We start from the raw sequence: 22,772 nt of genomic DNA, 5'->3' as shown, positions 1-22,772 counted from the left end.
CCCCGTTTCGGTGGACGGAGCACATCCGATTTTTAAGAGTCAAGCCTCGATCACGGTAGGGATGATCATCGGGCGACGACGGATCTTGCGCCCCACCCACGGCCCGATCGTGCGGCGCACGACCTGCTGGAGCTGATGCGAGTCCGTGACGCCCTGGGCTGTCGCATCGTCGAGCGCCTGCTCGATGCGCGGGCGGATCTCCTCAAAGACCACGTCGTCCTCGACGAAGCCGCGCGCAGTGATCTCCGGCCCCGCGACGACTTTGCCTGTCACAGAGTCGATGACGACGACAACGGAGATGAAGCCCTCGTCGCGCAGGATTCGCCGGTCCTTGAGGAGCGTCTCGTCGGCGTCGCCGACCGAGGAGCCGTCGACGTAGACGTACCCGCACTCGACAGCCCCAGCGATGCTGACCCGGCCGTCGACGAGGTCGACGACGACACCATCCTCGGCAAGCGCAACATTACGATGAGCGACACCTGTTGCCTCGGCAATTCTAGCGTTGGCAACGAGGTGCCGCCATTCTCCATGGACCGGCATCACGTTTTTTGGCCGCAACACGTTATAGAAGTAAAGCAGTTCGCCTGCACTTGCGTGCCCTGAAACGTGCACGTGCGCGCTTTCCTTGTGTATGACCGATGCGCCGAGACGCATCAAGCCATTGATGACTCGATAAACGGCGTTTTCGTTCCCGGGGACCAAGGATGACGCCAGGAGGACCGAATCGCCGGGACCAATTTCGATTCGGTGGTCGCGGTTGGCCATCCGGGACAGGGCCGCCATCGGCTCACCCTGGCTGCCGGTGCACACGAGGACGACCTTGTCGTCGGGCAGATCGTTGAGCTGCTTGAGATCGACGAGGACACCGTCGGGCACCTTGAGGTAGCCCAGGTCGGCGGCGATCCCCATGTTGCGCACCATGGAGCGTCCGACCATGGCAACCTTGCGTTCGAACTGGGCGGCAATGTCAAGAACCTGTTGAATTCGGTGCACGTGTGAAGAAAAACTAGCAACAATCACGCGTCCGCGTGTCGTTGCAAAAACCTCCTCGATCGCTGGCCGCACGTCCCTCTCGGCGGCCGTGAACCCGGAAACCTCCGCATTGGTGGAGTCCACTAGGGCCAGGTCGACCCCCTCCTCCCCGAGGCGGGCGAAGGCGCGCAGGTCGGTGAGCCGGCCGTCGAGCGGCAGCTGGTCCATCTTGAAGTCTCCGGTGTGGAGGATCGTGCCGCCGGGGGTGCGCACGAAGACGGCGAGGGCGTCCGGGATGGAGTGGTTGACCGCGACGAACTCGCAGTCGAAGACGCCGAGCCGCTCGCGCCCGCCCTCGGCGACCCCGAGGGTGTAGGGCGTGATCCGGTGCTCCTTGAGCTTGGCCTCGATGAGGGCGAGGGTCAGCTGCGAGCCGACGACCGGGATGTCGGGCTTGCGTCGCAGGAGGTAGGGGACGGCACCGATGTGGTCCTCGTGGCCGTGCGTGAGGACGATCGCCTGGACGTCGTCGAGGCGGTCCTCGATCGCGCTGAAGTCCGGGAGGATGAGGTCGATGCCGGGGTGGTGGTCGTCCGGGAAGAGGACGCCGCAGTCGATGACGAGCAGCTGGCCCTCGTGCTCGAGGACCGTCATGTTGCGGCCGACCTCGCCGAGCCCGCCGAGCGGGATGACGCGCACGCCCCCGGGGGCGAGGGGTGCGGGGAGGTCGAGGTCGGGGTGCGGGTGGCTCATGAGTCCTTCGGGGTGGGGAGGGTGGCGAGCGCCGCCCGGAGCGCCTCGAGGTGCTCGGGCGGGGACTCGACGAGGGGCAGGCGGACGCTCGCGTGCTCGATGACCCCGAGCTCGACGAGGGCGGCCTTGGCCATGATGGCGCCCTGCGAGGGCGACATGATCGCGTCGACGACGGGGACCAGGCCCCGGTGCAGTCGCCGCGCGTCGTCGAGGTCGCCGCGGTCGACGGCCTCGAGGATCGCCCGGTACTGGGCACCGGCGACGTGGCCGACGACGGAGACGACGCCGACGGCGCCGATCGCGAGGAGCGGCAGGTTGAGGGCGTCCTCCCCGCTGAACCACAGCAGGTCGGTGGCCGCCATGACGCGGGTCGAGGCGGCGAGGTCGCCCTTGGCGTCCTTGACGGCGACGATCCGCGGGTGCTCGGCGAGCGCCACGAGGGTCTCGGTGGCGAACGGGACGGCGGTGCGGCCGGGGATGTCGTAGAGCATGACCGGCAGCTCGGTGGCGTCGGCGACGGCGCGGCAGTGCGCGACGAGGCCGGCCTGGGTGGGCTTGTTGTAGTACGGCGAGACGAGCAGGAGGGCGTCGGCGCCGGCGTCGGCCATCCGCCGGGCCATCGCGACGGCGTGCGCGGTGTCGTTGGAGCCGCAGCCCGCGACGACCTTGGCCCGGCCGGCCGCGGCCGCGACGACGCGGCGCACGACGTCGACGCTCTCGTCGTCGGTCAGGGTGGAGGCCTCGCCGGTCGTGCCGTTGACGACGAGCCCGTCGTGGCCGGTGGCCAGGAGGTGCTCGACGACCGCCTCGACCCCCGGGCCGTCGACCGCACCGTCGGGGGTCATCGGCGTGACCATCGCGGTGAGGACGCGGCCGAACGGGGAGGAGGTCATGCACGCCAGACTAGTGCGCCCCTAGGCTGGGACCGTGCGCCAGTACCTCGACCTCCTCGACCACGTGATGACGACCGGCGTCGAGAAGTCGGACCGCACGGGCACCGGCACCCGGAGCGTCTTCGGGTACCAGATGCGCTTCGACCTCGCCGAGGGCTTCCCGGTGCTCACGACGAAGCGGCTGCACCTGCGCTCGATCATCGGCGAGCTCCTGTGGTTCCTGCGCGGCGACACCAACGTCCGCTGGCTGCAGGAGCGCGGCATCTCCATCTGGGACGAGTGGGCCGACGAGCACGGCGACCTCGGGCCGGTGTACGGGCACCAGTGGCGCTCCTGGCCGACGCCGGACGGGCGCACCGTCGACCAGGTCGCCAAGGTCGTGCAGGCGCTGCGGACCAACCCCGACTCGCGGCGGCACGTCGTCTCGGCCTGGAACGTCGCCGACGTCGACGACATGGCCCTGCCGCCGTGCCACACGATGTTCCAGTTCTACGTCCGCCCGGCCGCCGACGGCGGGCCGGCGTTCCTCGACTGCCAGCTCTACCAGCGCAGCGCCGACGTCTTCCTCGGCGTCCCGTTCAACATCGCGAGCTACGCCCTCCTGACGATGATGGTCGCGCAGCAGACCGACCTGCGGCCCGGCCACTTCGTCCACACCCTCGGCGACGCGCACCTCTACCTCAACCACCTCGAGCAGGCGACGCTCCAGCTGACCCGGGAGCCGCTGCCGCTGCCGACGATGACCATCGCGCCCCGGCTCTCGATCGACGCCTACGAGCTCGAGGACTTCGAGCTCGTCGGCTACGAGGCGCACCCGTCGATCAAGGCGCCGATCGCCGTATGACCCGCGTCTCGCTCATCGCCGCCGTCGCCCGCAACGGCGTCATCGGCGCGGGGCAGTCGATGCCGTGGCACCTGCCGGAGGACTTCGCGTTCTTCAAGCGCACGACGATGGGCCATCCCCTCGTCATGGGCCGGCGCACCTTCGACTCCATCGGGCGGGTGCTGCCCGGCCGGCGCCACATCGTCATCACCCGGCAGGCCGACTGGGCGCACGCCGAGGTCGAGACGGTGCACTCCCTCGTCGAGGCGCTCGCGCTCGCGGGCCCGGCCCACGAGGTCTTCGTCGCCGGCGGCGGGCAGGTGTACGCCGAGGCGATGCCCTACGCGCACCGGCTCCTCGTGACCGAGGTCGACCTCGAGCCGGAGGGCGACACGCACTTCCCACCCGTCGACCCGGCCACCTGGGTCGAGACCGAGCGCGTGCCGGGCGAGCGCTGCGCCTGGGTCACCTACGAGCGGCGCTGACCGCCCGGGACCTCCCCCACGGCGATCGCCGGCTCGACGAGGCTGCCGAGCCACACCCGGCCGTCGTGCTCGCGCACACCCGTCGCGACGTGCCAGCGGGTCGCGTCGAAGGACAGGTCGTGGACCACGCGCGCGGTGTCGTCGAGGGCGAGGACCCGCGCGGTGCGGCGCGGCGCCGGCTTGACGCGGTCCGGGAGGCGGCGGACGAGGCCGCGCACCGCGCGCGGGCTGCGCTGCAGCACCCCGAGGACGGGGTCGGTCGGCGAGGCGACGGTCACCCACACCAGCCCGTCGGAGCCGAGGGCGATGTTGTCCGGGTGGCCGGGCAGGTCCTCGACCCACGTCGTCACCTCGCCGGGCTCCCCTCCGTGCAGCGGGACCCGGCGGATGCGGCAGGTGCCGGTCTCGGCGACGAGCACCGCCCGCTCGTCGGGCAGGAGGGCGACGCCGTTGGCGAAGGCGAGCCCGTCGACGACCGTCGTGACGGCGCCGTCCGGGGTGCGGCGCAGCAGCCGCCCGGTGCACGTGTGCTCGACGAGGTCGTTCTTCCAGTCCTCGACCTGCCAGCGCCGGCTCGAGTCCGTGAACCAGATGGTGCCGTCGCGCTGGACGGCGGCGTTGTTCGTGAAGAGCAGGTGCTCGCCGTCGACCTCGGTGAGCAGCGTCTCGAGGTCGCCGCTCGCGGGGTCGAGGGCGAGCAGGCCGCGGTGGGCGTCGCAGACGAGCACCCGGCCGTCCGGCAGCCACTCGAGGCCGAGGGGGCGCCCACCCGTCACCGCGACGGGCGTCACCGTGCCGGCGGCGGGGTCGTGGACGTGGACGACGCCGTCGGCCGTCCCCGTCCAGACGCGCCCGTCGTCCCCGACGAGCACGTCCTCCGCACCGGGGCCCGGGACCGGCACGACGGTCAGCGGCAGCGTCATGCCCGGGAGCGTAGGGGCTGCCGGGCCGGGCGTCACCCGGGGCGCTCGGTAGGGTCGAGGCCGTGACCGTCCACGCCTCGCTCGCCGACCGGGTCGCCGTCCTGACGATCGACCGCCAGCACCGGCGCAACGCCCTCGACCTCGCCACCCTCGAGCAGCTGCACGACGAGGTCGTCGCCGCGCTCGCCGCCGGTGCGCGCGCGGTCGTCCTCACCGGCGCCGGCGGCCACTTCTGCGCCGGCGCCGACCTCACGGACCTCGAGGACGTCTCCTTCACGCAGCGCCTCGCCGAGGTCCTCCAGCACCTCGCGGCCGTCCCCGTCCCCACCGTCGCCGCGGTCGACGGCTCGTGCATGGGCCTCGGGATGCAGCTCGCGCTCGCCTGCGACGTGCGCGTCGTCGGCGACTCGGCCCGCTTCGCCGTCCCGGTCGCCAAGCTCGGCCTCATGGTCGACCACTGGACCCTCGACCGGCTCGCGCGGTGCTGGGGCGAGGGCGCGGCCCGGCAGCTGGTCCTCACGGCCGCCGTCCTCGACGCCGACGACGCGTGGCGCCTCGGGTTCGCGCAGGAGCGCGGGGGCCTCGACGACGCCCTGGCCCTCGCGACGCGTGCCGCGTCGCTCGCCCCCCTGAGCCAGGCCGGCTCCAAGGTCGGCCTCGGGGTCCGGCACGACGACGAGGCCGGGCTCGGGCGCTACGAGGCCGCGTTCGCCCACGCGTGGTCGAGCGAGGACCTCGTCGAGGGGCGGACCGCCTTCGCCGAGCGCCGCCCGGCCGTCTTCCGGGGGGTCTGACGATGACGACGCACGACCACTCCCACGACCACCCGCACGACCACGGGTCCGACGCCGGCCCCACGGCCGACGCGAGCGTCCGGGTCGCCCGCGCCAACGACGCGCCGGCCGTGGGCCGGGTGCAGGCCGACGTCTTCCGCGCGACCTACGCCGGCCGGCTGCCCGACGACGTCATCGCGCTCTTCGAGCCGGACGCCTTCGCGCGTGCCTGGCGGGCCGGCCTGACCGCCCCGCCCGAGGGCGTGCACCGGCTGCTCGTCGCGTGCGCCGGCCCGCAGGTCGTCGGCGCCGTCGCGCTGGGGCCGTCGCAGGACCCCGACGCCGAGGGGGCCTGGGGCGAGGTCACGCTCCTCGCCGTGCACCCCGACGCCCGCCGCCAGGGCCACGGCTCGCGGCTGGTCAACGCCGCCGTCGATCAGCTGCGCCAGGCCGGGGCCGACACCGTCACCGCGTGGCTGCTCGCCGACGACGAGGAGACCCGCGCCTTCCTCGCGGGCTCGGGGCTGGGCCCCGACGGCGCCTTCCGCGACCGCGTCGTCTCGCCCGACGGCGACACGCTGCGCGAGGTGCGGGTGCTGGCCCGGCTCGACGAGCCGGACGGGGGATGACGGGCTCCGCGGCGCCGCTCCCCCCGGAGCGGCGGCGCGAGGTGCGGCGCCAGGCCCTGTCGGTCGGCGGCGCCACGGGCCTCTACGGCGTCTCGTTCGGGGCGCTGTCGGTGGCCTCGGGCCTCGACGTCTGGCAGACGCAGGCGCTCTCGCTCCTGCTGTTCAGCGGCGGGTCGCAGTTCGCCGTCGTCGGGGTGCTCGGGGCCGGGGGCAGCGGCGTGGCCGCGGTGGCGACGTCGTCGCTGCTCGGTGTCCGCAACGGCCTCTACGCCCTGCAGACCTCGCGCTTCCTCGGCGTCGCGGGGCTGCGCCGGCTCGCGGCGGCCCAGCTGACCATCGACGAGTCGACCGCCGTCGGGGTGGCCCAGCCGGAGCGACCGGCCCAGCGGATCGGGTTCTGGCTCACGGGCATCGCCGTGTTCCTCGGATGGAACCTCATGACCCTCGTCGGCGCGCTCGTCGGCAACGCGCTCGGCGACCCCCGCACCTACGGGCTCGACGCCGCGGCGGCGGCGGCCTTCGCCGCGCTCCTCTGGCCGCGCCTGCGCAGCGGGGACGCGGCGGCCACCGCGGTGCTCGCCCTGTTCATCGCCCTCGTCACGAGCCCGCTCCTGCCGCCGGGCGTGCCGGTCATCCTCTCCGTGCTCGCCGCCCTCGCCGTCGGGCTGCGGCGCGGCGGACGGCACGAGGGGTCGCCGACGGCCGCCCCCGGTGAGCTCGACGGACGGGACCCGCTGCCGTGACGACCTGGACCACCGTGCTGCTCGCCTGCGCCGCGGCCTACGCGCTCAAGCTCGCCGGCTACCTCGTGCCCGCCCACTGGGTCGAGGGTGAGCGTCGTTCCCGCGTCATCGCCCTGCTGCCCGTCGCGCTGCTCGCCGCCCTCGTCACCGTCCAGACCGTCGCCGGGGACGCCGGGGCGCTCGTCCTCGACGCCCGCGCCGCGGCCCTCGCGGTGGCCGTCGTCCTGCTCCTCGTGCGCGCCAACTTCCTCGTCGTCGTCGCCGGGGCGGCCGCCACCGCGGCGCTGCTACGGGCCGTCGGCTGGGGCTGAGTCAGGCCGTGCGGTAGCGCTCGAGCACGACGTCGACCACGCGGTCGTCCGGGAGCAGCGGGGCGGTGACGACGTCGGCGCCGCACCCCTCGAGCCGGCGCTGGAAGAACCCCGGCGCCAAGAGGTACGAGACGAGCACGACGCGCTCGGCACCGTCGATGCGCGCCGCCGTCACCGCGCAGGCGGCCGGCGGCCGCGGGCCCGCCGCGTAGCCGAGGCGCACCGGGCGGCGCAGGCGCTCCCCGAGCCGGCGCGCCGTCTCGGCCGAGGCCTCCTGCGCGTGCTCGTCGCTCGACCCGGCCGGCGCGAGGACGACCGCGTCCCGCGGGCCTGCTCCCCCGGCCTGCTCCACCCGCTCGACGAGGAGGTCGACGAGGCGGTCGTCCGGCCCGAGCGCGGGGGCGACGACGACGTCCGGCCGCCCGACGACGGCCTCGGCGAGGTCGACCCGCACGTGGTAGCCGGCGGCGAGCAGCAGCGGGACGACCACCCCGGCGCGCGAGCCGTCGGGCCGCAGCGGCAGCGACGCCACGACCTCGTCGACGGCCGGTCCGTGGACGTCGACGTACGCCTCGCGCACCTCGACCCCCGGCAGCCGTGCCGCGACCGCCTTGACCGCCGCCGTGACGACCGCGCGGCCGCGCGGGTCACGGGTGCCGTGCCCGCAGACGACGAGGGTCGGTCTCACGAGGCCTCGGGCGTCGCCAGGGCGAGGGCGTACCCGCGCTTGACGACCGTGCGCACGAGGTCCTTGCAGCCACAGGCCTCTCGGACGCGGGCGATCGCCGCGTCGACCGCGTGCCCGTCGCTCGACCCGCCGGGCAGCAACCGCTGGAGCCGCTCCCGCGGGACCACCGCGCCACCGGCCGCCGCGAGGTCGGCGAGGAGGGCCACGCCGGCCGGCCCCAGGGGGAGCGCCCGGCCGTCGAGGACCGCGACCCGGGCCCGCACCGCGAGGGAGCCGGCCACCGTCTCGAGCGCCGGTTGGTCGGCGTAGTGCGTCACGAGCTCGCGGACGAGCGCACCGAGCCGCCATCGGCTCGGGACGAGTGGGGCCAGCCCGGCGTCGACGAGGGGTGCGGCGGTCACCGGCCCGACGGTGGCGAGCACCAGCCGGCCGGCGTGGTTGCGCCGGTGGATCTCGTGCAGCGAGTGCTCCGTCCCCGCGGCCAGCCACGCGAGCACCCCCGGGGCGGAGGTGAACACGACCGCGTCCACGAGCCCCGCAGCGGTGCGCTCGACGGAGTCGGCGAGCACCTCGGGGTCGGCCGGACCCCAGCTGTAGACGACGACAGAGGTGACCTTCGCGCCCGCCTGGACAAACGCCTCGTCGAGCCCATCGGCGCCGCTCCCGTGGTGCTGCACGGCGATGTGCAGCCCTTCGACCCCCTCGGCGAGGAGGAACGTCCGGATCTCCTGCGCCGTCTCCGACGTGGCGACCCAGTCCGCCGTCAGCCCGGCGGCCTCGATGGCGCCGCGCGCCTTGGGACCGCGGGCGATGAGGCGGGCGGCCCCGAGGACGTCGAGGAGGTCCTCGGCGAGCCCGGCCGCGTCGGCGGCCTCCACCCAGCCGCGGAAGCCGATGCCCGTCGTCGCGACGACGACGTCCGGCGGGTTCTCGAGGACCTCCCGCGTGCGGTCGACGAGGCTGAGGTCGTCGAGGTGCGGCACGACCTCGAGGGCCGGCGCGTGCTCGACGGTCGCCCCTCGGCGCTCGAGCGCAGCCGCGAGCTCCTTGAACCGTCGGTCGGCGGTGACCGCGACAGTGCACCCGACCAGCACCGGCCCCCCGGCCTGCAGCGAGCGCACGCGCCCGGCTGCCGCGTCAGTCATCGCCACCCCCGTCCGTCGCGCAGACCGGGTCGTCGAGGAACCCCTCGGCCGCGACCCGCCCCATGACGATGACCGCCGGCGGCCGCACCCGCTCGCGCTCGGCGACCACGGGCGCCGTGCGCAGGGTCGCCCGCGTCACCCGCTGCGCGTGGGTCGAGCCCGACTCGATGATCGCGACCGGCAGCCCTGGGTCGACACCCGCCGAGGTCGCCGCCTCGCAGATGGCAGACAGAGCCGAGACGGCCATGAGCAGCACCACGGTGGCTCCGGCGCCGAGCGCGGCGAGGGTCGCGTCGTCGGCCCCGACGTGGCCGGAGCTGACGTGGACCGAGGTCGAGACGCCGCGCTGGGTCACCGGGATGCCGGCGAGCGCCGGCACCGAGAACGCCGAGGTGATGCCGGGGACGACCGAGACCTCCACCCCGGCGAGCCGGCAGGCGTGCATCTCCTCGCCGCCCCGGCCGAAGACGTAGGGGTCGCCGCCCTTGAACCGCACGACGGTGAGCCCGCGCAGGGCCCGGTCGACGAGGAGGGCGTTGATCTCGGCCTGCGGCACCGGGTGGTTGGTCGGGCTCTTGCCGACGTTGACCACCTCCACGTCGGGCGGCAGCCGGTCGAGCAGCGGGGTCGCGCCCAGCCGGTCGGTGACGACGACGTCGGCCGTCATCAGGGCCTCGAGCCCGGCGAGCGGGACGAGGCCGGGGTCCCCGGGGCCGCTGCCGACGAGCACGACCCGTCCGCGCCGGACGCGGCGCCGGCGCAGGTCGACCTCTCCGCCGGCCACGTGTGCGGCGAGCTGGTCGCGCACCACGGCGGCCCGCCGGGGGTCGGCGTCCCCGACGGACACGACACCGAGGGCGAGGTCGCCGTGGGTGCTGGAGGCCGCCATCCGGGCGCTGCCGTCGCGCCGGTCCGAGGCGTTGACGCACCAGGTGCGACGTGCCCGGGCCCAGGCCGCGACCTGCCCGTTGACGGCCGGGTCGGCGGTGGCGGCGACCACGAACCAGACGTCGTCGAGGTCCGCCTCCTCGACACGTCGCACGAACAGCTCGGCGTCGCCGTGGCTCGCGACGCGTCGGGCGTCGTCGGAGGGGCTGGGGTCGACGAGGACGACGTGCGCGGCGTCGTCGAGGAGGCGCCGTGCCCGGCGCATGCCGACGGCACCGGCGCCGACGACGAGCACGCGGCGTCCGGCCAGGTCGAGGCCGACGAGGGTGGTCACGGGCGCGTCACGCCGCCGGAAGGTGGATGGTCACGCGTCCATGGTCGACGGTCACGGTGTAGGTCGCCAAGTCGGGTCCACGTCCCGGCAGCGGCGTGCGGTCGAGCGCGTCGAGGCAGCGGCCGTCCTCGAGAGAGAAGACCTGCTTGTGGACCGGCGAGGCGACGGTCGCCACCTCCCCCCGTGAGCCGGTGATCCCGCGCGACATCACGGCCGCGCCCGAGAAGGGGCAGACGTTGTCCACGGCGAAGACGCGGCCGTCACCGAGCAGGAAGACCGCGACCTGCCGGTCGCCGACGAGGGCGGCGGCACCGAGCTCGGGGGTCAGCTGCCCGACGTCGCACACGGCGAGGCGGGTCGGGCGGTCGGCGATCGCGGTCACGGGCGGACCTCCAGGGTGGTCGAGGCGATGAGGACGGGGCCGGGGGTGGCGAGGCCGGCGGCCCGCTCGGCCTCGGTGGCCGGGCGGCGCTGGCCACGCTCGGCCACGTAGGCCAGAGTGGGGTCAGCGGTGTCGGGGGCGTTGACGAACGAGGAGAACTGCCGCAGCCGCACGGGGTCGCGCAGCACTGCGGCCCACTCGTCCTCGTAGGCCTCGACGTGGCGGGCCATCTGCTCGTCGAGGTCGGCACCGATCCCCAGGACGTCCTCGACGACGATCTCGCGGATCCGGTCGAGCCCGCCCTCGTGGTCCTCCTGCCAGGGCGCCGTCCGTTGCAGCCGGTCCGCGGTGCGGACGTAGTACATGAGGTACCGGTCGACGACGCGCACGGCGGTGTCGGTGTCGACGTCCTCGACGAACAGCTGGGCGTGCCGGGGGGTGAACCCCCCGTTGCCGCCGACGTAGACGTTCCAGCCGTTCTCGGTGGCGATGAGGCCCACGTCCTTGCCCCGGGCCTCGGCGCACTCGCGCGCGCACCCGGAGACGCCGAGCTTGACCTTGTGCGGGCTGCGCAGCCCGCGGTAGCGCAGCTCGAGCATCACGGCCATCCCGACCGAGTCCTGCACGCCGAAGCGGCACCAGGAGGACCCGACGCACGACTTCACCGTGCGCAAGGCCTTGCCGTAGGCGTGCCCGGACTCCATCCCACCGTCGACGAGGCGCTGCCAGATGGCCGGGAGCTGCTCGAGGCGGGCCCCGAAGAGGTCGATCCGCTGGCCGCCGGTGATCTTGGTGTACAGGCCGAAGTCACGCGCGACCTCGCCGATGAGGACGAGCTGCTCGGGCAGGATCTCCCCACCCGGCACCCGCGGCACCACCGAGTAGGTCCCGTCCTTCTGGAGGTTGGCCATCACGCGGTCGTTGGTGTCCTGCAGGGCGGCCCGGTCCTCGCCGAGCACGTGCTCGTCGTAGAGGCTGGCCAGGATGGAGGCGACGGCCGGCTTGCAGATGTCGCAGCCACGCCCGGAGCCGAAGCGCTGCACGATCTCGCTCCAGCGACGCAGCCCGCTGACCATGACGACGTTGAACAGCTCGGCCCGGGCCATCGCGAAGTGCTCGCACATCGCCGAGGACACGGCCAGGCCCGCCCTGGCCAACTCCACCGACATCAGCTTCTTGACGAGTGGGACGCAGGAGCCGCACGAGGTGCCGGCCCGGGTGCAGGTCTTGACCGCCGGCAGGTCGTGGCACCCCTCCATGACCGAGGCCCGGACCGTCCCGGCCGTCACGCCGTTGCAGGAGCACACCTGGGCGGCGTCCGGCAGCTCGGTCTGCGGGCGGGCGCCGGCGCCCTCGGGGTAGAGCCAGACCCCCGGGTCGGCGCCCAGCTCGGCACCGACCATGGGGCGCAGCGAGGCGTAGGCCGAGGCGTCCCCGACGAGGATGCCGCCGAGCAGCACCCGCGCGTCGTCGGACAGGACGAGCTTCTTGTACGTCCCGGCGACCGGGTCGGAGTGGACGATCTCCAGCGCCCCGGGGGCCTGGGCGAAGGCGTCCCCGAAGGAGGCCACGTCGACGCCGAGCAGCTTGAGCTTGGTCGACAGGTCCGCGCCGGGGAAGGTCGCCTCCCCACCGAGCAACCGGTCCACGGCGATCTCGGCCATCGTGTAGCCCGGCGCGACGAGGCCCAGGCAGCGGCCCTCGATGCAGGCCACCTCGCCGACCGCGAAGACCCGCTCGTCCGCGGTTTGGCAGCCCTCGTCGACGAGCACCCCACCGCGCGGGCCGACGGCGAGCCCGGCGGGCGCCGCGAGCTCGTCGCGAGGCCGGACCCCGGTGGCGACCACGACGACGTCGACCGGGACCGCGGTGTCGTCGCCGGTCAGCCGCAGGCCGCCGACCGTGCCGTCCTCGGCCGCCTCGAGCGACTCGCTGGCCGCCCCGGTGCGGACGCTCACCCCCACCGTCTCGATGATCCGGCGCAGCGCCTCGCCGCCACCCTCGTCGACCTGGAGGGCCATCAGCCGCGGGGCGAACTCGACGACGGTCGTCTCGACCTCGAGGCTGGTCAGCGCACCCGCCGCCTCCAGACCGAGGAGCCCTCCGCCGACCACCGCCCCGCGGACCGGACGTCCGAGGACCGCGGAGCGGGCGTGCACCCAGTCGCGCAGGGCCACGACGTCCTCGACCGTGCGGTAGACGAAGACGCCCGGCAGGTCGGCACCCGGCAGCGGCGGCACCCAGGCGTAGGAGCCGGTGGCCAGCACGAGGTGGTCGTACCCGAGCGTCTCACCGGATGCCAGGGTCACGGTGCGGGCTGCGCGGTCGAGTGCGCCCACACCCGCTCCGAGCCGCAGCGTGACCAGGGGGTGCTCCCACAGGGACGGGTCGCCCAGGGCGAGGTCCTCCGGCGGCGTGCCCGAGAAGAAGGCCGAGAGCCCGACCCGGTCGTACGGGGCGCGCTCCTCCTCGGCCAGGACGGTGACGGCGAAGGCCCCCGCGGTGTCGCGGGCCCGCAGGGCCTCGACGAACCGGTGGGCGACCATCCCCCCACCGACGACGACGACGTGCTCGGTCATGACTGGCTCCTCACGAGGTCGGGGTGTGTCTGCTGGCTGCCCTGCTCGGATGCCGTCGCGGCGACCAGCGCCTCGACGGTGCTGCGGCAGTCGCCGCAGCCGGTGCTCGCCCGGGTCCGGCGCGAGACCTCGACGGCGGTGCGGCAACCGCCGTGGACGGCGGCCCGGACGGCCCCGGCGCTCACGCTGTTGCACGAGCACACCCGGTCGCCGTCCTCGAGGTCGGCCGGTGCCCGGCTGACGACCCCGGGGCCGCCGCCGGCGAGAACGCGGACCATGAGCAGCGCGGGGTCCTCCGGCACGGGCATCGAGCGGGTGTAGAGCGCCGAGAGGGTCGCCCCGACCTCGGCGTCGCCGAGGCAGGTCGCGCCGACGAGCAGCCCCCCGGCGACGACGACCTCGACGTAGCGGCCGCGCTCGGGGTCCTTGAGGGACAGCACGCGGTAGCGCGGGTCCTCGCGGTCGAAGTCACCGGACAGGCCCATGCTCACCATCGACAGGCCGACCGCCTTGACGCGCACGACGTCCGTGGTGCCGTCGGCGCCCGGGCCGCCGTCCGCCCGACTGAGCCGGGTGACGAGCCGCCGGGCCTGCTCCCAACCCTGGGCGACCAGCCCGCGCCCGCCCTCGGGCGGCTGGGCGCAGTCGCCGACGGCGAACACCGCCGGGTCGTCGGGGCTGCACAGGTCCTCACCCACGACGACGCCCCGGTCGCAGGTGAGTCCGGCGCGGCGCGCCAGGACCGTCTCCGGGCTGGTGCCGCAGCACATCACGAAGAGGTCCGCGGCGGCCTCGAGGCCGTCCCCGAAGCGCACCCCGGACAGGCGGTCGCGGCGGGTGAGGACGCCGGCGACGGAGGCCCCGACGTGGGTCGTGATGCCGAGGCGCCCGAGGCTGCCCACGGCGACCTGCGCCGCCTCCCACCCGAGCTGTCGCTCCATGAGCCGCTGGCCGAGGTGGACCACGCGCACCGAGAGGCCGCGCGCGGCGAGCCCGGTCGCGACCTCGATGCCGAGGACCCCCGCGCCGAGGACGACGGCCCTCCGGGCGCCCACCGCCTGGTCGACGATGCCCGTGGCGTCGGCCAGGTCCTTGAGCACGTGGACGCCCGGGACCAGTCCGCGGTCGTCCGCGACGCCCTGGATGGCCGGGACGCGCGCTGCCGACCCGGTGGCCAGCACGAGGACGTCGTACGCGTGGTCGTGGCCCGTCGCGTCCCGCACCGTCCGGGCCTGCCGGTCGATGTCCACCGCCGCGACACCGGTGAGGACCCGAAGTCGCGGGTGGGCCGGCCCGGCCATCGCGAGCAGGGCCGGGTCGGTCGAGCCCGCGACGACGCCCGAGAGCAGCACCCGGTTGTACGCGGGGACGGGCTCCTTGCCGAGCACGGTGACCTCGGCGCCGGGGTCGGCGGCCACGAGCTCCTCGGCGAACCGGGAGCCCACCATGCCGTGGCCGATGACGACGACCCTCATGCGAGGACCTCCTCGGGGGCGGGGACGGCCCGCGCGACCCGCTCGACGCGGACGGCGCACACCTTGAACTCGGGCATCCCGGACACCGGGTCCGTGGCGTCGGTGGTCAGCAGGTTGGCGCTCAGCTCGCCGGCCCAGTGGAAGGGCAGGAAGACGGTGTCCGGCCGGATGGCGTCGGTGACCCGGGCCGGGACGGTGAGGGAGCCACGGGCCGACGAGACGCGGACCCGGTCGCCGTCCTCGAGGCCGAGGGTGTCGGCGAGGACCGGCGACAGCTCGGCCACGGGCCCGGGCGCGGCCTCGACGAGCTCCTCGACGCGTCGGGTCTGCGCTCCGGACTGGTAGTGCTGCAGCACCCGGCCCGTGACGAGGTGCACCGGCCGCTCCCCCGTGACGTCGTCGGCAGGGGCCCGATGGTCGACCGCCACCAGCCGCGCCCTCCCGTCCGGGGTGGCGAAGCCGTCCTGGAACATCCGCGGGGTGCCCTCGGGCCGGTCGGCGGGACAGGGCCAGTACAGCGCCTCACCCGCATCGAGCCGGTCGTAGGTGATCCCGGAGTAGTCGGCCTTCCCGCCGGCCGAGGCCCGGGCCATCTCGTCGAACACCTCACGGGCGTCGTCGGACAGCTCGACCCCGAAGCGGGCGGCCAGCTCGCGCATCACCCACAGCTCGTCCCTGGCGTCCCCGGGAGGGTCCAGCGCCCTGCGCCGACGGATGACGCGACCCTCGAGGTTCGTCATCGTGCCCTCCTCCTCGGCCCACTGCGCGACCGGGAGGACGACGTCGGCGAGCATCGCCGTCTCCGACGGGACGACGTCACTGACCACCAGCAGGTCCAGACGGCCGAGCGCCTTCCGGACCGCACCGACGTTCGGTGCCGAGACCACGAGGTTGGCCCCGTGGACGAGCAGGGCGCGTGGGCCGCCGCCGGTGCCGAGCCGCCGGAGCAGCTCGACCGCCGGGACGCCGGGGCCGGGCAGGTCCTGGGGGTCCACCCCCCACACCCGCGCGACGTGCTCGCGGGCCGCGGGGTCGGCGATATGGCGGTAGCCGGGCAGCTGGTCCGACTTCAGGCCGTGCTCGCGGCCACCCTGTCCGTTGCCCTGGCCGGTGAGCGGTCCGTACCCGCTCCCCCGCCGGCCCGGCAGTCCGAGGGCCAGGGCCAGCGTGATGGCCGCCGAGACGGTGTCGGTGCCGTGGGCGCTCTGCTCCATCCCGCGCCCGGTGACGACGTAGGCCCCGCCGCCGCCGTGCACCGGGGCGGCGGCGGCCAGCCGCCGCGCGACCCGACGCAGGGTGTCGGCCGGCACCCCGCAGACCGCCTCCGCTCGCTCGGGCCACCACCGGCTGATCGAGGCCAGGACGTCCTCCCAGCCGGTGGTCCTCGCCGCGAGGTAGTCGGCGTCGACCAGCCCCTCGTCGACCAGGACGTGGGTGAGGGCGAGGAGGACGACGAGGTCGGTCCCCGGCACCGGAGCCAGGTGCACGCCCCCACCGTCGGCGGTCAGGCGCGCGGTGGCCGAGCGTCGCGGGTCCACCACGACCAGCCCGCCCTGGGCGCGGGCACCGGCGAGGTGCTGTGCCAGGGGCGGCATCGTCTCGGCGGGGTTCGACCCGACGAGGAGCACGACGTCCGCGTCGCCGAGGTCGCCGAGCGGGAAGGCCAGCCCCCGGTCGACGCCCAGCGTGCGGTTGGCGGCGGCGGCCGCCGAGGACATGCAGAAACGACCGTTGTAGTCGATGTACGGGGTGCGCAGCACCACCCGGGCGAACTTGCCGAGCGTGTACGCCTTCTCGTTGGTCAGCCCCCCGCCGCCGAAGACGGCCACGCCCTCCGCGCCGTGCTCGGCACGGATCGCCTCGAGCCGGGCGTGGACGTGGTCGAGCGCCTCGTCCCACGCGGCAGGCACGAGCCGCCCGTCCCGCCGCACGAGCGGTGTGGTGAGCCGGTCGGGCGCCGCCAGGACCTCGGCCGAGCTCCATCCCTTCTGGCACATCCCCCCGCGGTTCGTCGGGAAGTCCCGCGAGCGGACCTCGACGGGCAACCGGCCCTCGGGAGTGCGCAGGAGGGTCTGGGCGCACTGGAGGGCGCAGTAGGGACAGTGGGTGGCGGTGGGGCCGCCGGACAGCGGCCCCACCGTCTCCCGCGCGGAGGTCGGGACCACGGTCAGACCGCGCCCATCGTCGCGCCCTTGCGGACGTACACGGCGGCGGTGACGACGGCCATGACGAGGAACAGTGCGACGTAGACCTGCAGCGCCGGGACGATCGAGCCGTAGTGCTCGGTCGAGAACTTGTAGACGAACGGGATGACGAAGCCGCCGAACGCGCCGACCGCCGAGATGATGCCGACCGCGCCGGCCGCGCGCCGCTTGAACTCGGTCCGGGACCGCTCCGAGCCGTCGCCGTCCCGCGCACCGATCCGGGTGAAGATGGCCGGGATCATCCGGTAAGTCGAGCCGTTCCCGACGCCGGTCGCGACGAACAGGACCATGAAGCTGACGAAGAAGAGCGGCAGGCTTTTCTGTTGCACCCCGATCACGGCGGACCAGCCGGCCGCGGCCATGAGGACGAACGTGACCACGGTGACCCTGGCGCCGCCCAGACGGTCGGCGAGACGCCCACCGAGCGGACGCGACACCGAGCCGACGAGCGCCCCGAGGAAACCCCAGCCGAGGGCGATGTCGGGCCGCTCGAAGACCACCTTGAGCAGCGTCGGGAACGCCGCGGAGTAGCCGATGAAGGACCCGAAGGTCCCGATGTAGAGGAAGGCCATGACCCACGTGTGCAGGTGTTTGGTCGCCGTCGCCGTCGGGCGCGGGTCGGCCTTGGCCTCGCGCAGGTTGTCCATGAAGAGCCACGCCGTGACGGCGGCGGCGAGGGCCAACGGGACGTACACGAGTCCGGCGTTGGACAGGCCGGCCGCCAGCCCGCCGAGCCCGATGGCGAGTGGCACGACCTTCTGGGCGACCGCGACGCCGATGTTGCCGCCGGCCGCGTTGAGACCGAGCGCCCAGCCCTTCTCGCGCTCGGGGTAGAAGAAGGAGATGTTGGCCATCGAGGAGGCGAAGTTGCCCCCGCCCAGGCCGGCCGTCGCCGCGACGAGCAGGAGGACGCCGAAGGGCAGCTCCGGGTGCTGGACGACCCACGCGAGGCCGAGGGTGGGGACGAGGAGCAGCAGCGCCGACACCACCGTCCAGTTGCGACCACCGAAGAGGGGAACGGCGAAGGTGTAGGGGATGCGGAGGAAGGCACCCACCCCCGATGCCACGGCCAGCACGGTCAGCGCCTGCCCGGCCGTGAGGGCCCATCCGGCGGTCCCGGCCGTGACGAGGGTGCCGTCGGCGGCGAAGGTGCCCGTCATCTTGACGACGACGATCGACCAGAGCAGCCAGACGGAGAAGCCGATGTGCTCGGCGACGATCGACCACACGAGGTTGCGCCGGGCGACACCACGTCCCCGCTGCTCCCAGAAGGTCTCGTCGTCGGGGTCCCAGCGCTCGATCCAGCGCCCGGGTCCGACGACGCCGAGGTCGTCGGCGCCCGTGCCCGCCGAGGGTGTGGTCGTGGTGGTCATCGCGGGTCCTCCCGGTCGGTGCCCCGGGGACACCTGGCCCGGCGCCCCGTCGTTGGATGACCGGAAATCTAGGGAGGGCGTGTTTCGTGCGGCCGTGACGGGCGTGAACCGTGCGCAACATCGGTCTCATGCCGGCACCGGCCTCACCAGTGAGGACTTCGTAACGCGGCCGTCACACGGGGTGGCGGCCGGGGTGCCCGGACCCTCGGGGTCGGTCCGAGCGTCAGCCTCCGAGGCCGAGGTAGTGCTCGAGCCCGACCGTGAGTCCGGGGCGGTCGCCGACCTGGCGGACCGCGGCGAGGACGCCGGACATGAAGGAGACCCGGTCGAAGGAGTCGTGGCGCAGCGTGAGCATCTCGCCCGGACCCCCGAGGAGGACCTCCTGGTGGGCCACGAGGCCGCGCAGCCGCACGGAGTGGACGGGGACGCCGTGCACGCGGGCGCCGCGGGCGCCGTCGGGGTCGTGGGTCGTGGCGTCCGGGACGGGGTCGCAGCCGGCCTCGTCGCGGGCGGCGCCGATGAGGTCGGCGGTGCGCGCGGCGGTGCCGGACGGCGCATCCACCTTGTCGGGGTGGTGCAGCTCGACGACCTCGACGGACTCGAAGAACGGGGCGGCGCGACGGGAGAGCTCCATGAGGAGCACCGCGCCGATCGCGAAGTTCGGGGCGACGAGGACGCCGACGGTCGGGTCCTCGCCGAGCTGCTCGCGCAGCGTCGCGAGCCGCTCCTCGCTCCACCCGGTCGTCCCCACGACGACGTGGACGCCGCGCTCCACGCAGTGGGCGACGTTGGCCGGCGAGGCGTCGGGGACCGAGAACTCGACGACGACGTCCGCCCCGCCGAGGTCCCCGAGGTCGTCCCCGGCGTCGTACCGGCCGACGAGCTCGAGGTCGTCGGCGCCCTCGACCGCCGCGCAGACCGTGGACCCCATCCGGCCGGCCGCACCGATGACGGCCACGCGTGTCGTGCTCATGCCGACCACCCTAGCCAGCGCGTCGATGCCGGCCCGCTCGGCGTCCGCGCCGCGCCGCGCCGTCGTTCACCGTCCGTTCACCTTTGCCGGTTCCGTCGGCTATCCTGAAGGTGAACAGAAGGTGAACACCACGGAAAGGGGGCCTGACATGAAGAAGGTCACGACCACGACGAGCCGCACCGGCCTGGCCGTGCGCTGGGTCCCGGTCACCGACGCCGAGGGCCGCACGCGGATGGAGATGCGCTGGAGCGCGCCGCACCAGCTGCGTCCCCGCGCCGCCGCCTGACCGACCGCACGTCACGCCAGAGGCCCGCACCCCCACCGGGGGCGCGGGCCTCTCGCGTTCCCCCGGACGTCCCCGGTGGCGCCCGGACGCGCCGGAGCCCCGGCACACCAGGTGTGCCGGGGCTCCGGTCCGGATGACGCGCGCGGCGCCGGCCGGGTCAGTCCTCGCTGGAACCGCCCTCGCCGGAGCGCTCGCCACGACCGCGGCCGCCACGACGGCGACGGTTGCGACGCGGACGGTCGCCGCCCTCGCCCGACTCGTCACCGGCGTCGCCGGCCTCGTCGTGGTCGTCGTCGGAGGCGTCCGCGTCGGCCGCGGGCGCCTCGGCGGCCGGGGCGGCGGGCGCCTCGGCAGCGGCCTCGGAGCCGGCGTCACTCTCGGCGGTGACCGCCGCGAGGCTCAGCTTGCCGCGCGGGTCGATCTCCTTGAGCTCGACCTGGATCTTCTGGCCGACGGACAGGACGTCCTCGACCGCGTCGATCCGCTTGCCGCCGACGAGCTTGCGCACCTCGGAGATGTGCAGCAGGCCGTCCTTGCCCGGCAGGAGGGAGATGAACGCCCCGAAGGTCGTCGTCTTGACGACGGTCCCGAGGAAGCGCTCGCCGATCTCCGGCATCTGCGGGTTGGCGATGGCGTTGATGGCCGCGCGGGCCGCCTCCGCCGACGGGCCGTCGGTCGCACCGATGTAGATGGTGCCGTCGTCCTCGATCGAGATCTGGGCGCCCGTGTCGTCCTGGATCTGGTTGATCATCTTGCCCTTCGGGCCGATGACCTCGCCGATCTTGTCGACCGGGACCGTGACGCTGATGACGCGGGGAGCGAAGGGGCTCATCTCGTCGGGGGCGTCGATGGCCTCGTTCATGACGTCGAGGATGTGGAAGCGGGCGTCGCGGGCCTGGGTCAGCGCGCCGGCCAGCACGTCGGCGGGGATGCCGTCGAGCTTGGTGTCGAGCTGGATGGCCGTGACGAACTCGCGGGTGCCGGCGACCTTGAAGTCCATGTCGCCGAACGCGTCCTCGGCACCGAGGATGTCGGTGAGCGCGGCGTACTGCGTCTGCCCGTCGACCTCCGCGGAGACCAGGCCCATCGCGATGCCGGCGACCGGGGCGCGCAGCGGCACACCGGCGTTGAGCAGCGACAGGGTGGACGCGCAGACCGAGCCCATCGAGGTCGAGCCGTTGGAGCCGAGCGCCTCGGAGACCTGGCGGATCGCGTAGGGGAACTCCTCGCGGGTCGGCAGGACCGGCATGAGGGCCCGCTCGGCGAGTGCGCCGTGGCCGATCTCGCGACGCTTCGGCGACCCGACGCGACCGGTCTCACCGGTGGAGAACGGCGGGAAGTTGTAGTTGTGCATGTAGCGCTTGCGCGTCACCGGCGAGAGGGTGTCGAGCTGCTGCTCCATCCGGAGCATGTTGAGCGTGGTGACCCCCATGATCTGGGTCTCGCCGCGCTCGAAGATCGCCGAGCCGTGCACGCGCGGCAGGACCTCGACCTCGGCGCTCAGGGCGCGGATGTCGGCGAGGCCACGGCCGTCGATGCGGACCTTGTCGCGCAGGATGCGCTCGCGGATGAGCTTCTTCTGCACCGAGCGGTACGCGGCGGAGAGCTCCTTCTCGCGACCCTCGAACTGCTCGGCGAGGGAGGCCTTCATCGACTCCTTGATCTCGTCGATGCGCTCCTCGCGCTCCTGCTTGCCCGCGATCTGCAGGGCGGCGGTGAGGTCGCCGGTGGTGGCGGACTCGACAGCGGCGTAGGCGTCGTCCTCGTAGTCGAGGAAGACCGGGAACTCCTGCACCGGCTTCGCGGCGGTGCGGGCGAGCTCGGCCTGCGCGTCGCACAGGGTGCGGATGAAGCCCTTGGCGGCCTCGAGGCCCTCGGCGACGACCTCCTCGGTCGGCGCCTGCTTGCCCAGGGTCTTCACGAGGTCCCAGGTGTGCTCGGTGGACTCGGCCTCGACCATCATGATCGCGACGTCGTCACCCGCGACGCGGCCGGCGACGACCATGTCGAAGGTCGAGCGCTCGATGTCGCTGAAGTTCGGGAAGGCGACCCACTGGCCGTCGATGAGGCTGACGCGGACGGCGCCGATCGGGCCGCTGAACGGCAGGCCGGAGATCTGCGTCGAGGCGCTGGCCGCGTTGATGGCGAGCACGTCGTACTGGTGGTCCGGGTTGAGCGCCAGGACGGTGATGACGACCTGCACCTCGTTGCGCAGGCCCTTGGTGAAGGTCGGGCGCAGCGGGCGGTCGATGAGACGGCAGGTGAGGATCGCGTCGGTGGACGGGCGGCCCTCGCGGCGGAAGAACGAGCCGGGGATCTTGCCCGCGGCGTACATCCGCTCCTCGACGTCGACGGTCAGGGGGAAGAAGTCGAACCCCTCGCGCGGGTGCTTCCCGGCGGTGGTGGTGGAGAGGAGCATCGTGTCCTCGTCCAGGTAGGCGCTCACGGCGCCGCCGGCCTGCTTGGCCAGGCGTCCGGTCTCGAACCGGACGGTGCGGGTGCCGAAGCTGCCGTTGTCGATGACGGCTTCGGTGGCGGTGATCTCGGGACCCTCCACGGGGCCTCCTTCTCTCGTGTCATTCACGCACGCGCATCGTCGTTGTGCGCGGGTGTGTCCTTCAGGCGGCGTCGCGCGGGGCGACGCCGGTCGTGCTGTCGATGTTCAGTTGTGGGTTCTTCCGAACGGGCCGGGCCCGTTCATGCGAGAAGGGCGGCCCCTGCACACGTGTGCGGGGACCGCCCTCTCGGAAGTCTCAACGACGCAGACCGAGGCGCTTGATCAGCGAGCGGTAGCGCTCGATGTCGATGCTCTCCAGGTAGCGCAGGAGGCGGCGGCGACGGCCGACCAGCAGCAGCAGGCCGCGACGGGAGTGGTGGTCGTGCTTGTGCGCACGGCTGTGCTCGGTGAGGTCCTTGATGCGCTGCGTGAGGAGCGCGACCTGGACCTCGGGCGAGCCCGTGTCACCCTCGGTGGTGCCGTACTCGGCAATGATCTGCTTCTTGACGTCGGTGCTCAGCGGCATGGGGCGACGACTCTCCTTCGGGGGTTTCTGCTGCGCGGCGCTCCCGGGCTGGTTCACCGGGGCTCTCTGGATCCGCGGCCGATCTGACGGCAGTTGGCAAGATTACCAGCGGCCCGG

Annotated in this window: 21 protein-coding genes; 7 read left to right on the top strand and 14 right to left on the bottom strand. The window is 73.8% G+C overall.

What is annotated here, in order from left to right; genetic code table 11:
- Positions 1-39 precede the first annotated feature (39 nt).
- Both LG324_RS09515 and dapA read right to left on the bottom strand, forming a co-directional pair.
- Entirely contained in the window at positions 40-1,725 is a 1,686-nt protein-coding gene (locus tag LG324_RS09515; RefSeq protein WP_404353073.1) for a ribonuclease J, read from the bottom strand.
- Complete coding sequence (gene dapA, locus LG324_RS09510) at positions 1,722-2,618, bottom strand: 4-hydroxy-tetrahydrodipicolinate synthase (RefSeq protein ID WP_030527335.1); 897 nt, start codon at positions 2,616-2,618, stop codon at positions 1,722-1,724. The genes LG324_RS09515 and dapA overlap by 4 nt, the downstream gene beginning before the upstream one ends.
- Positions 2,619-2,652: 34 nt before the next feature.
- Here dapA and LG324_RS09505 point away from each other — a divergent pair, with 34 nt between their 5' ends.
- Positions 2,653-3,462, top strand: a complete 810-nt coding sequence (locus tag LG324_RS09505) for a thymidylate synthase (protein WP_404353072.1) — start codon at positions 2,653-2,655, stop codon at positions 3,460-3,462.
- Entirely contained in the window at positions 3,459-3,926 is a 468-nt protein-coding gene (locus tag LG324_RS09500) for a dihydrofolate reductase (protein ID WP_404353071.1), read from the top strand. Before LG324_RS09505 ends, LG324_RS09500 begins: the two co-directional genes overlap by 4 nt.
- On the opposite strand, the gene LG324_RS09495 is transcribed toward LG324_RS09500, so the two are convergent.
- The gene (locus LG324_RS09495; protein WP_404353070.1) at positions 3,911-4,849 is read right to left on the bottom strand and encodes an SMP-30/gluconolactonase/LRE family protein; all 939 of its coding nucleotides are present in this window, start codon (positions 4,847-4,849) and stop codon (positions 3,911-3,913) included. The two genes, LG324_RS09500 and LG324_RS09495, sit on opposite strands and share 16 nt — an antisense overlap.
- 62 nt (positions 4,850-4,911) lie before the next feature.
- Between LG324_RS09495 and LG324_RS09490 the strand changes: the two genes are divergently transcribed.
- From LG324_RS09490 to LG324_RS09475, 4 genes are read left to right on the top strand one after another with little or no spacing between them, the layout of a single operon-like run.
- Entirely contained in the window at positions 4,912-5,643 is a 732-nt protein-coding gene (locus tag LG324_RS09490) for an enoyl-CoA hydratase-related protein (protein ID WP_404353069.1), read from the top strand.
- A 2-nt stretch (positions 5,644-5,645) separates the two neighbouring features.
- The gene (locus tag LG324_RS09485) at positions 5,646-6,251 is read left to right on the top strand and encodes a GNAT family N-acetyltransferase (RefSeq protein WP_030527340.1); all 606 of its coding nucleotides are present in this window, start codon (positions 5,646-5,648) and stop codon (positions 6,249-6,251) included.
- Positions 6,248-6,994: an AzlC family ABC transporter permease gene (locus LG324_RS09480; protein WP_207022863.1), complete on the top strand. Its 747-nt coding sequence runs from the start codon at positions 6,248-6,250 to the stop codon at positions 6,992-6,994. Before LG324_RS09485 ends, LG324_RS09480 begins: the two co-directional genes overlap by 4 nt.
- A complete protein-coding gene (locus LG324_RS09475; protein ID WP_207022862.1) occupies positions 6,991-7,305 on the top strand; it encodes an AzlD domain-containing protein in 315 nt (104 codons plus the stop codon). Before LG324_RS09480 ends, LG324_RS09475 begins: the two co-directional genes overlap by 4 nt.
- A 1-nt stretch (position 7,306) precedes the next feature.
- On the opposite strand, the gene LG324_RS09470 is transcribed toward LG324_RS09475, so the two are convergent.
- The 9 genes from LG324_RS09470 to dapB all read right to left on the bottom strand — a co-directional run bounded on the left by LG324_RS09470 (position 7,307) and on the right by dapB (position 19,346).
- Positions 7,307-7,993: a sirohydrochlorin chelatase gene (locus LG324_RS09470; RefSeq protein WP_404353067.1), complete on the bottom strand. Its 687-nt coding sequence runs from the start codon at positions 7,991-7,993 to the stop codon at positions 7,307-7,309.
- Positions 7,990-9,138, bottom strand: coding sequence for a uroporphyrinogen-III synthase (locus LG324_RS09465; RefSeq protein WP_404353066.1), 1,149 nt, complete (start codon positions 9,136-9,138; stop codon positions 7,990-7,992). Before LG324_RS09465 ends, LG324_RS09470 begins: the two co-directional genes overlap by 4 nt.
- Complete coding sequence (gene cobA, locus LG324_RS09460; protein ID WP_404353064.1) at positions 9,131-10,360, bottom strand: uroporphyrinogen-III C-methyltransferase; 1,230 nt, start codon at positions 10,358-10,360, stop codon at positions 9,131-9,133. The genes LG324_RS09465 and cobA overlap by 8 nt, the downstream gene beginning before the upstream one ends.
- Positions 10,361-10,367: 7 nt before the next feature.
- Positions 10,368-10,742, bottom strand: coding sequence for a nitrite reductase small subunit NirD (gene nirD / locus LG324_RS09455; RefSeq protein WP_030527346.1), 375 nt, complete (start codon positions 10,740-10,742; stop codon positions 10,368-10,370).
- Positions 10,739-13,321 (bottom strand): nitrite reductase large subunit NirB, encoded by a 2,583-nt coding sequence (gene nirB, locus LG324_RS09450; RefSeq protein WP_404353063.1) that lies wholly within the window; start codon positions 13,319-13,321, stop codon positions 10,739-10,741. The genes nirD and nirB overlap by 4 nt, the downstream gene beginning before the upstream one ends.
- Positions 13,318-14,796 carry an FAD-dependent oxidoreductase gene (locus tag LG324_RS09445; RefSeq protein ID WP_404353062.1) on the bottom strand — a complete coding sequence of 493 codons (1,479 nt, stop codon included), beginning with the start codon at positions 14,794-14,796 and terminating at the stop codon, positions 13,318-13,320. Before LG324_RS09445 ends, nirB begins: the two co-directional genes overlap by 4 nt.
- Positions 14,793-16,793, bottom strand: a complete 2,001-nt coding sequence (locus LG324_RS09440) for a molybdopterin oxidoreductase family protein (RefSeq protein ID WP_404353134.1) — start codon at positions 16,791-16,793, stop codon at positions 14,793-14,795. Before LG324_RS09440 ends, LG324_RS09445 begins: the two co-directional genes overlap by 4 nt.
- Before the next feature lie 170 nt (positions 16,794-16,963).
- Positions 16,964-18,373 carry an MFS transporter gene (locus LG324_RS09435; RefSeq protein ID WP_030527350.1) on the bottom strand — a complete coding sequence of 470 codons (1,410 nt, stop codon included), beginning with the start codon at positions 18,371-18,373 and terminating at the stop codon, positions 16,964-16,966.
- Between the two features lie 223 nt (positions 18,374-18,596).
- Complete coding sequence (gene dapB, locus LG324_RS09430) at positions 18,597-19,346, bottom strand: 4-hydroxy-tetrahydrodipicolinate reductase (protein WP_404353061.1); 750 nt, start codon at positions 19,344-19,346, stop codon at positions 18,597-18,599.
- Between the two features lie 148 nt (positions 19,347-19,494).
- Here dapB and LG324_RS09425 point away from each other — a divergent pair, with 148 nt between their 5' ends.
- Positions 19,495-19,632, top strand: a complete 138-nt coding sequence (locus tag LG324_RS09425) for a hypothetical protein (protein ID WP_169742042.1) — start codon at positions 19,495-19,497, stop codon at positions 19,630-19,632.
- 157 nt (positions 19,633-19,789) lie between these two features.
- Here the strand turns inward: LG324_RS09425 and LG324_RS09420 are convergent, their stop codons facing one another.
- Both LG324_RS09420 and rpsO read right to left on the bottom strand, forming a co-directional pair.
- Positions 19,790-22,189 (bottom strand): polyribonucleotide nucleotidyltransferase, encoded by a 2,400-nt coding sequence (locus LG324_RS09420; RefSeq protein WP_404353059.1) that lies wholly within the window; start codon positions 22,187-22,189, stop codon positions 19,790-19,792.
- 196 nt (positions 22,190-22,385) lie between these two features.
- Entirely contained in the window at positions 22,386-22,655 is a 270-nt protein-coding gene (gene rpsO, locus LG324_RS09415) for a 30S ribosomal protein S15 (protein WP_030527353.1), read from the bottom strand.
- Positions 22,656-22,772 lie beyond the last annotated feature (117 nt).

This window comes from Phycicoccus jejuensis (assembly GCF_044797865.1).
In the GTDB taxonomy this organism is placed as follows: domain Bacteria; phylum Actinomycetota; class Actinomycetes; order Actinomycetales; family Dermatophilaceae; genus Phycicoccus; species Phycicoccus jejuensis.
Note: the sequence above shows the minus strand (reverse complement) of the source record. Positions and strands in the feature narration are given on the sequence as shown.

What these genes read in the sequence shown, in the direction of transcription:
- LG324_RS09515 (WP_404353073.1), bottom strand. Translation starts at nt 1,725, where the DNA reads ATGAGCCACCCGCACCCCGACCTCGACCTCCCCGCACCCCTCGCCCCC.
- dapA (WP_030527335.1), bottom strand. Translation starts at nt 2,618, where the DNA reads ATGACCTCCTCCCCGTTCGGCCGCGTCCTCACCGCGATGGTCACGCCG.
- LG324_RS09500 (WP_404353071.1), top strand. Translation starts at nt 3,459, where the DNA reads ATGACCCGCGTCTCGCTCATCGCCGCCGTCGCCCGCAACGGCGTCATC.
- LG324_RS09495 (WP_404353070.1), bottom strand. Translation starts at nt 4,849, where the DNA reads ATGACGCTGCCGCTGACCGTCGTGCCGGTCCCGGGCCCCGGTGCGGAG.
- LG324_RS09485 (WP_030527340.1), top strand. Translation starts at nt 5,646, where the DNA reads ATGACGACGCACGACCACTCCCACGACCACCCGCACGACCACGGGTCC.
- LG324_RS09480 (WP_207022863.1), top strand. Translation starts at nt 6,248, where the DNA reads ATGACGGGCTCCGCGGCGCCGCTCCCCCCGGAGCGGCGGCGCGAGGTG.
- LG324_RS09465 (WP_404353066.1), bottom strand. Translation starts at nt 9,138, where the DNA reads ATGACTGACGCGGCAGCCGGGCGCGTGCGCTCGCTGCAGGCCGGGGGG.
- nirB (WP_404353063.1), bottom strand. Translation starts at nt 13,321, where the DNA reads ATGACCGAGCACGTCGTCGTCGTCGGTGGGGGGATGGTCGCCCACCGG.
- LG324_RS09445 (WP_404353062.1), bottom strand. Translation starts at nt 14,796, where the DNA reads ATGAGGGTCGTCGTCATCGGCCACGGCATGGTGGGCTCCCGGTTCGCC.
- LG324_RS09440 (WP_404353134.1), bottom strand. Translation starts at nt 16,793, where the DNA reads ATGTGCCAGAAGGGATGGAGCTCGGCCGAGGTCCTGGCGGCGCCCGAC.
- LG324_RS09435 (WP_030527350.1), bottom strand. Translation starts at nt 18,373, where the DNA reads ATGACCACCACGACCACACCCTCGGCGGGCACGGGCGCCGACGACCTC.
- dapB (WP_404353061.1), bottom strand. Translation starts at nt 19,346, where the DNA reads ATGAGCACGACACGCGTGGCCGTCATCGGTGCGGCCGGCCGGATGGGG.
- LG324_RS09425 (WP_169742042.1), top strand. Translation starts at nt 19,495, where the DNA reads ATGAAGAAGGTCACGACCACGACGAGCCGCACCGGCCTGGCCGTGCGC.
- rpsO (WP_030527353.1), bottom strand. Translation starts at nt 22,655, where the DNA reads ATGCCGCTGAGCACCGACGTCAAGAAGCAGATCATTGCCGAGTACGGC.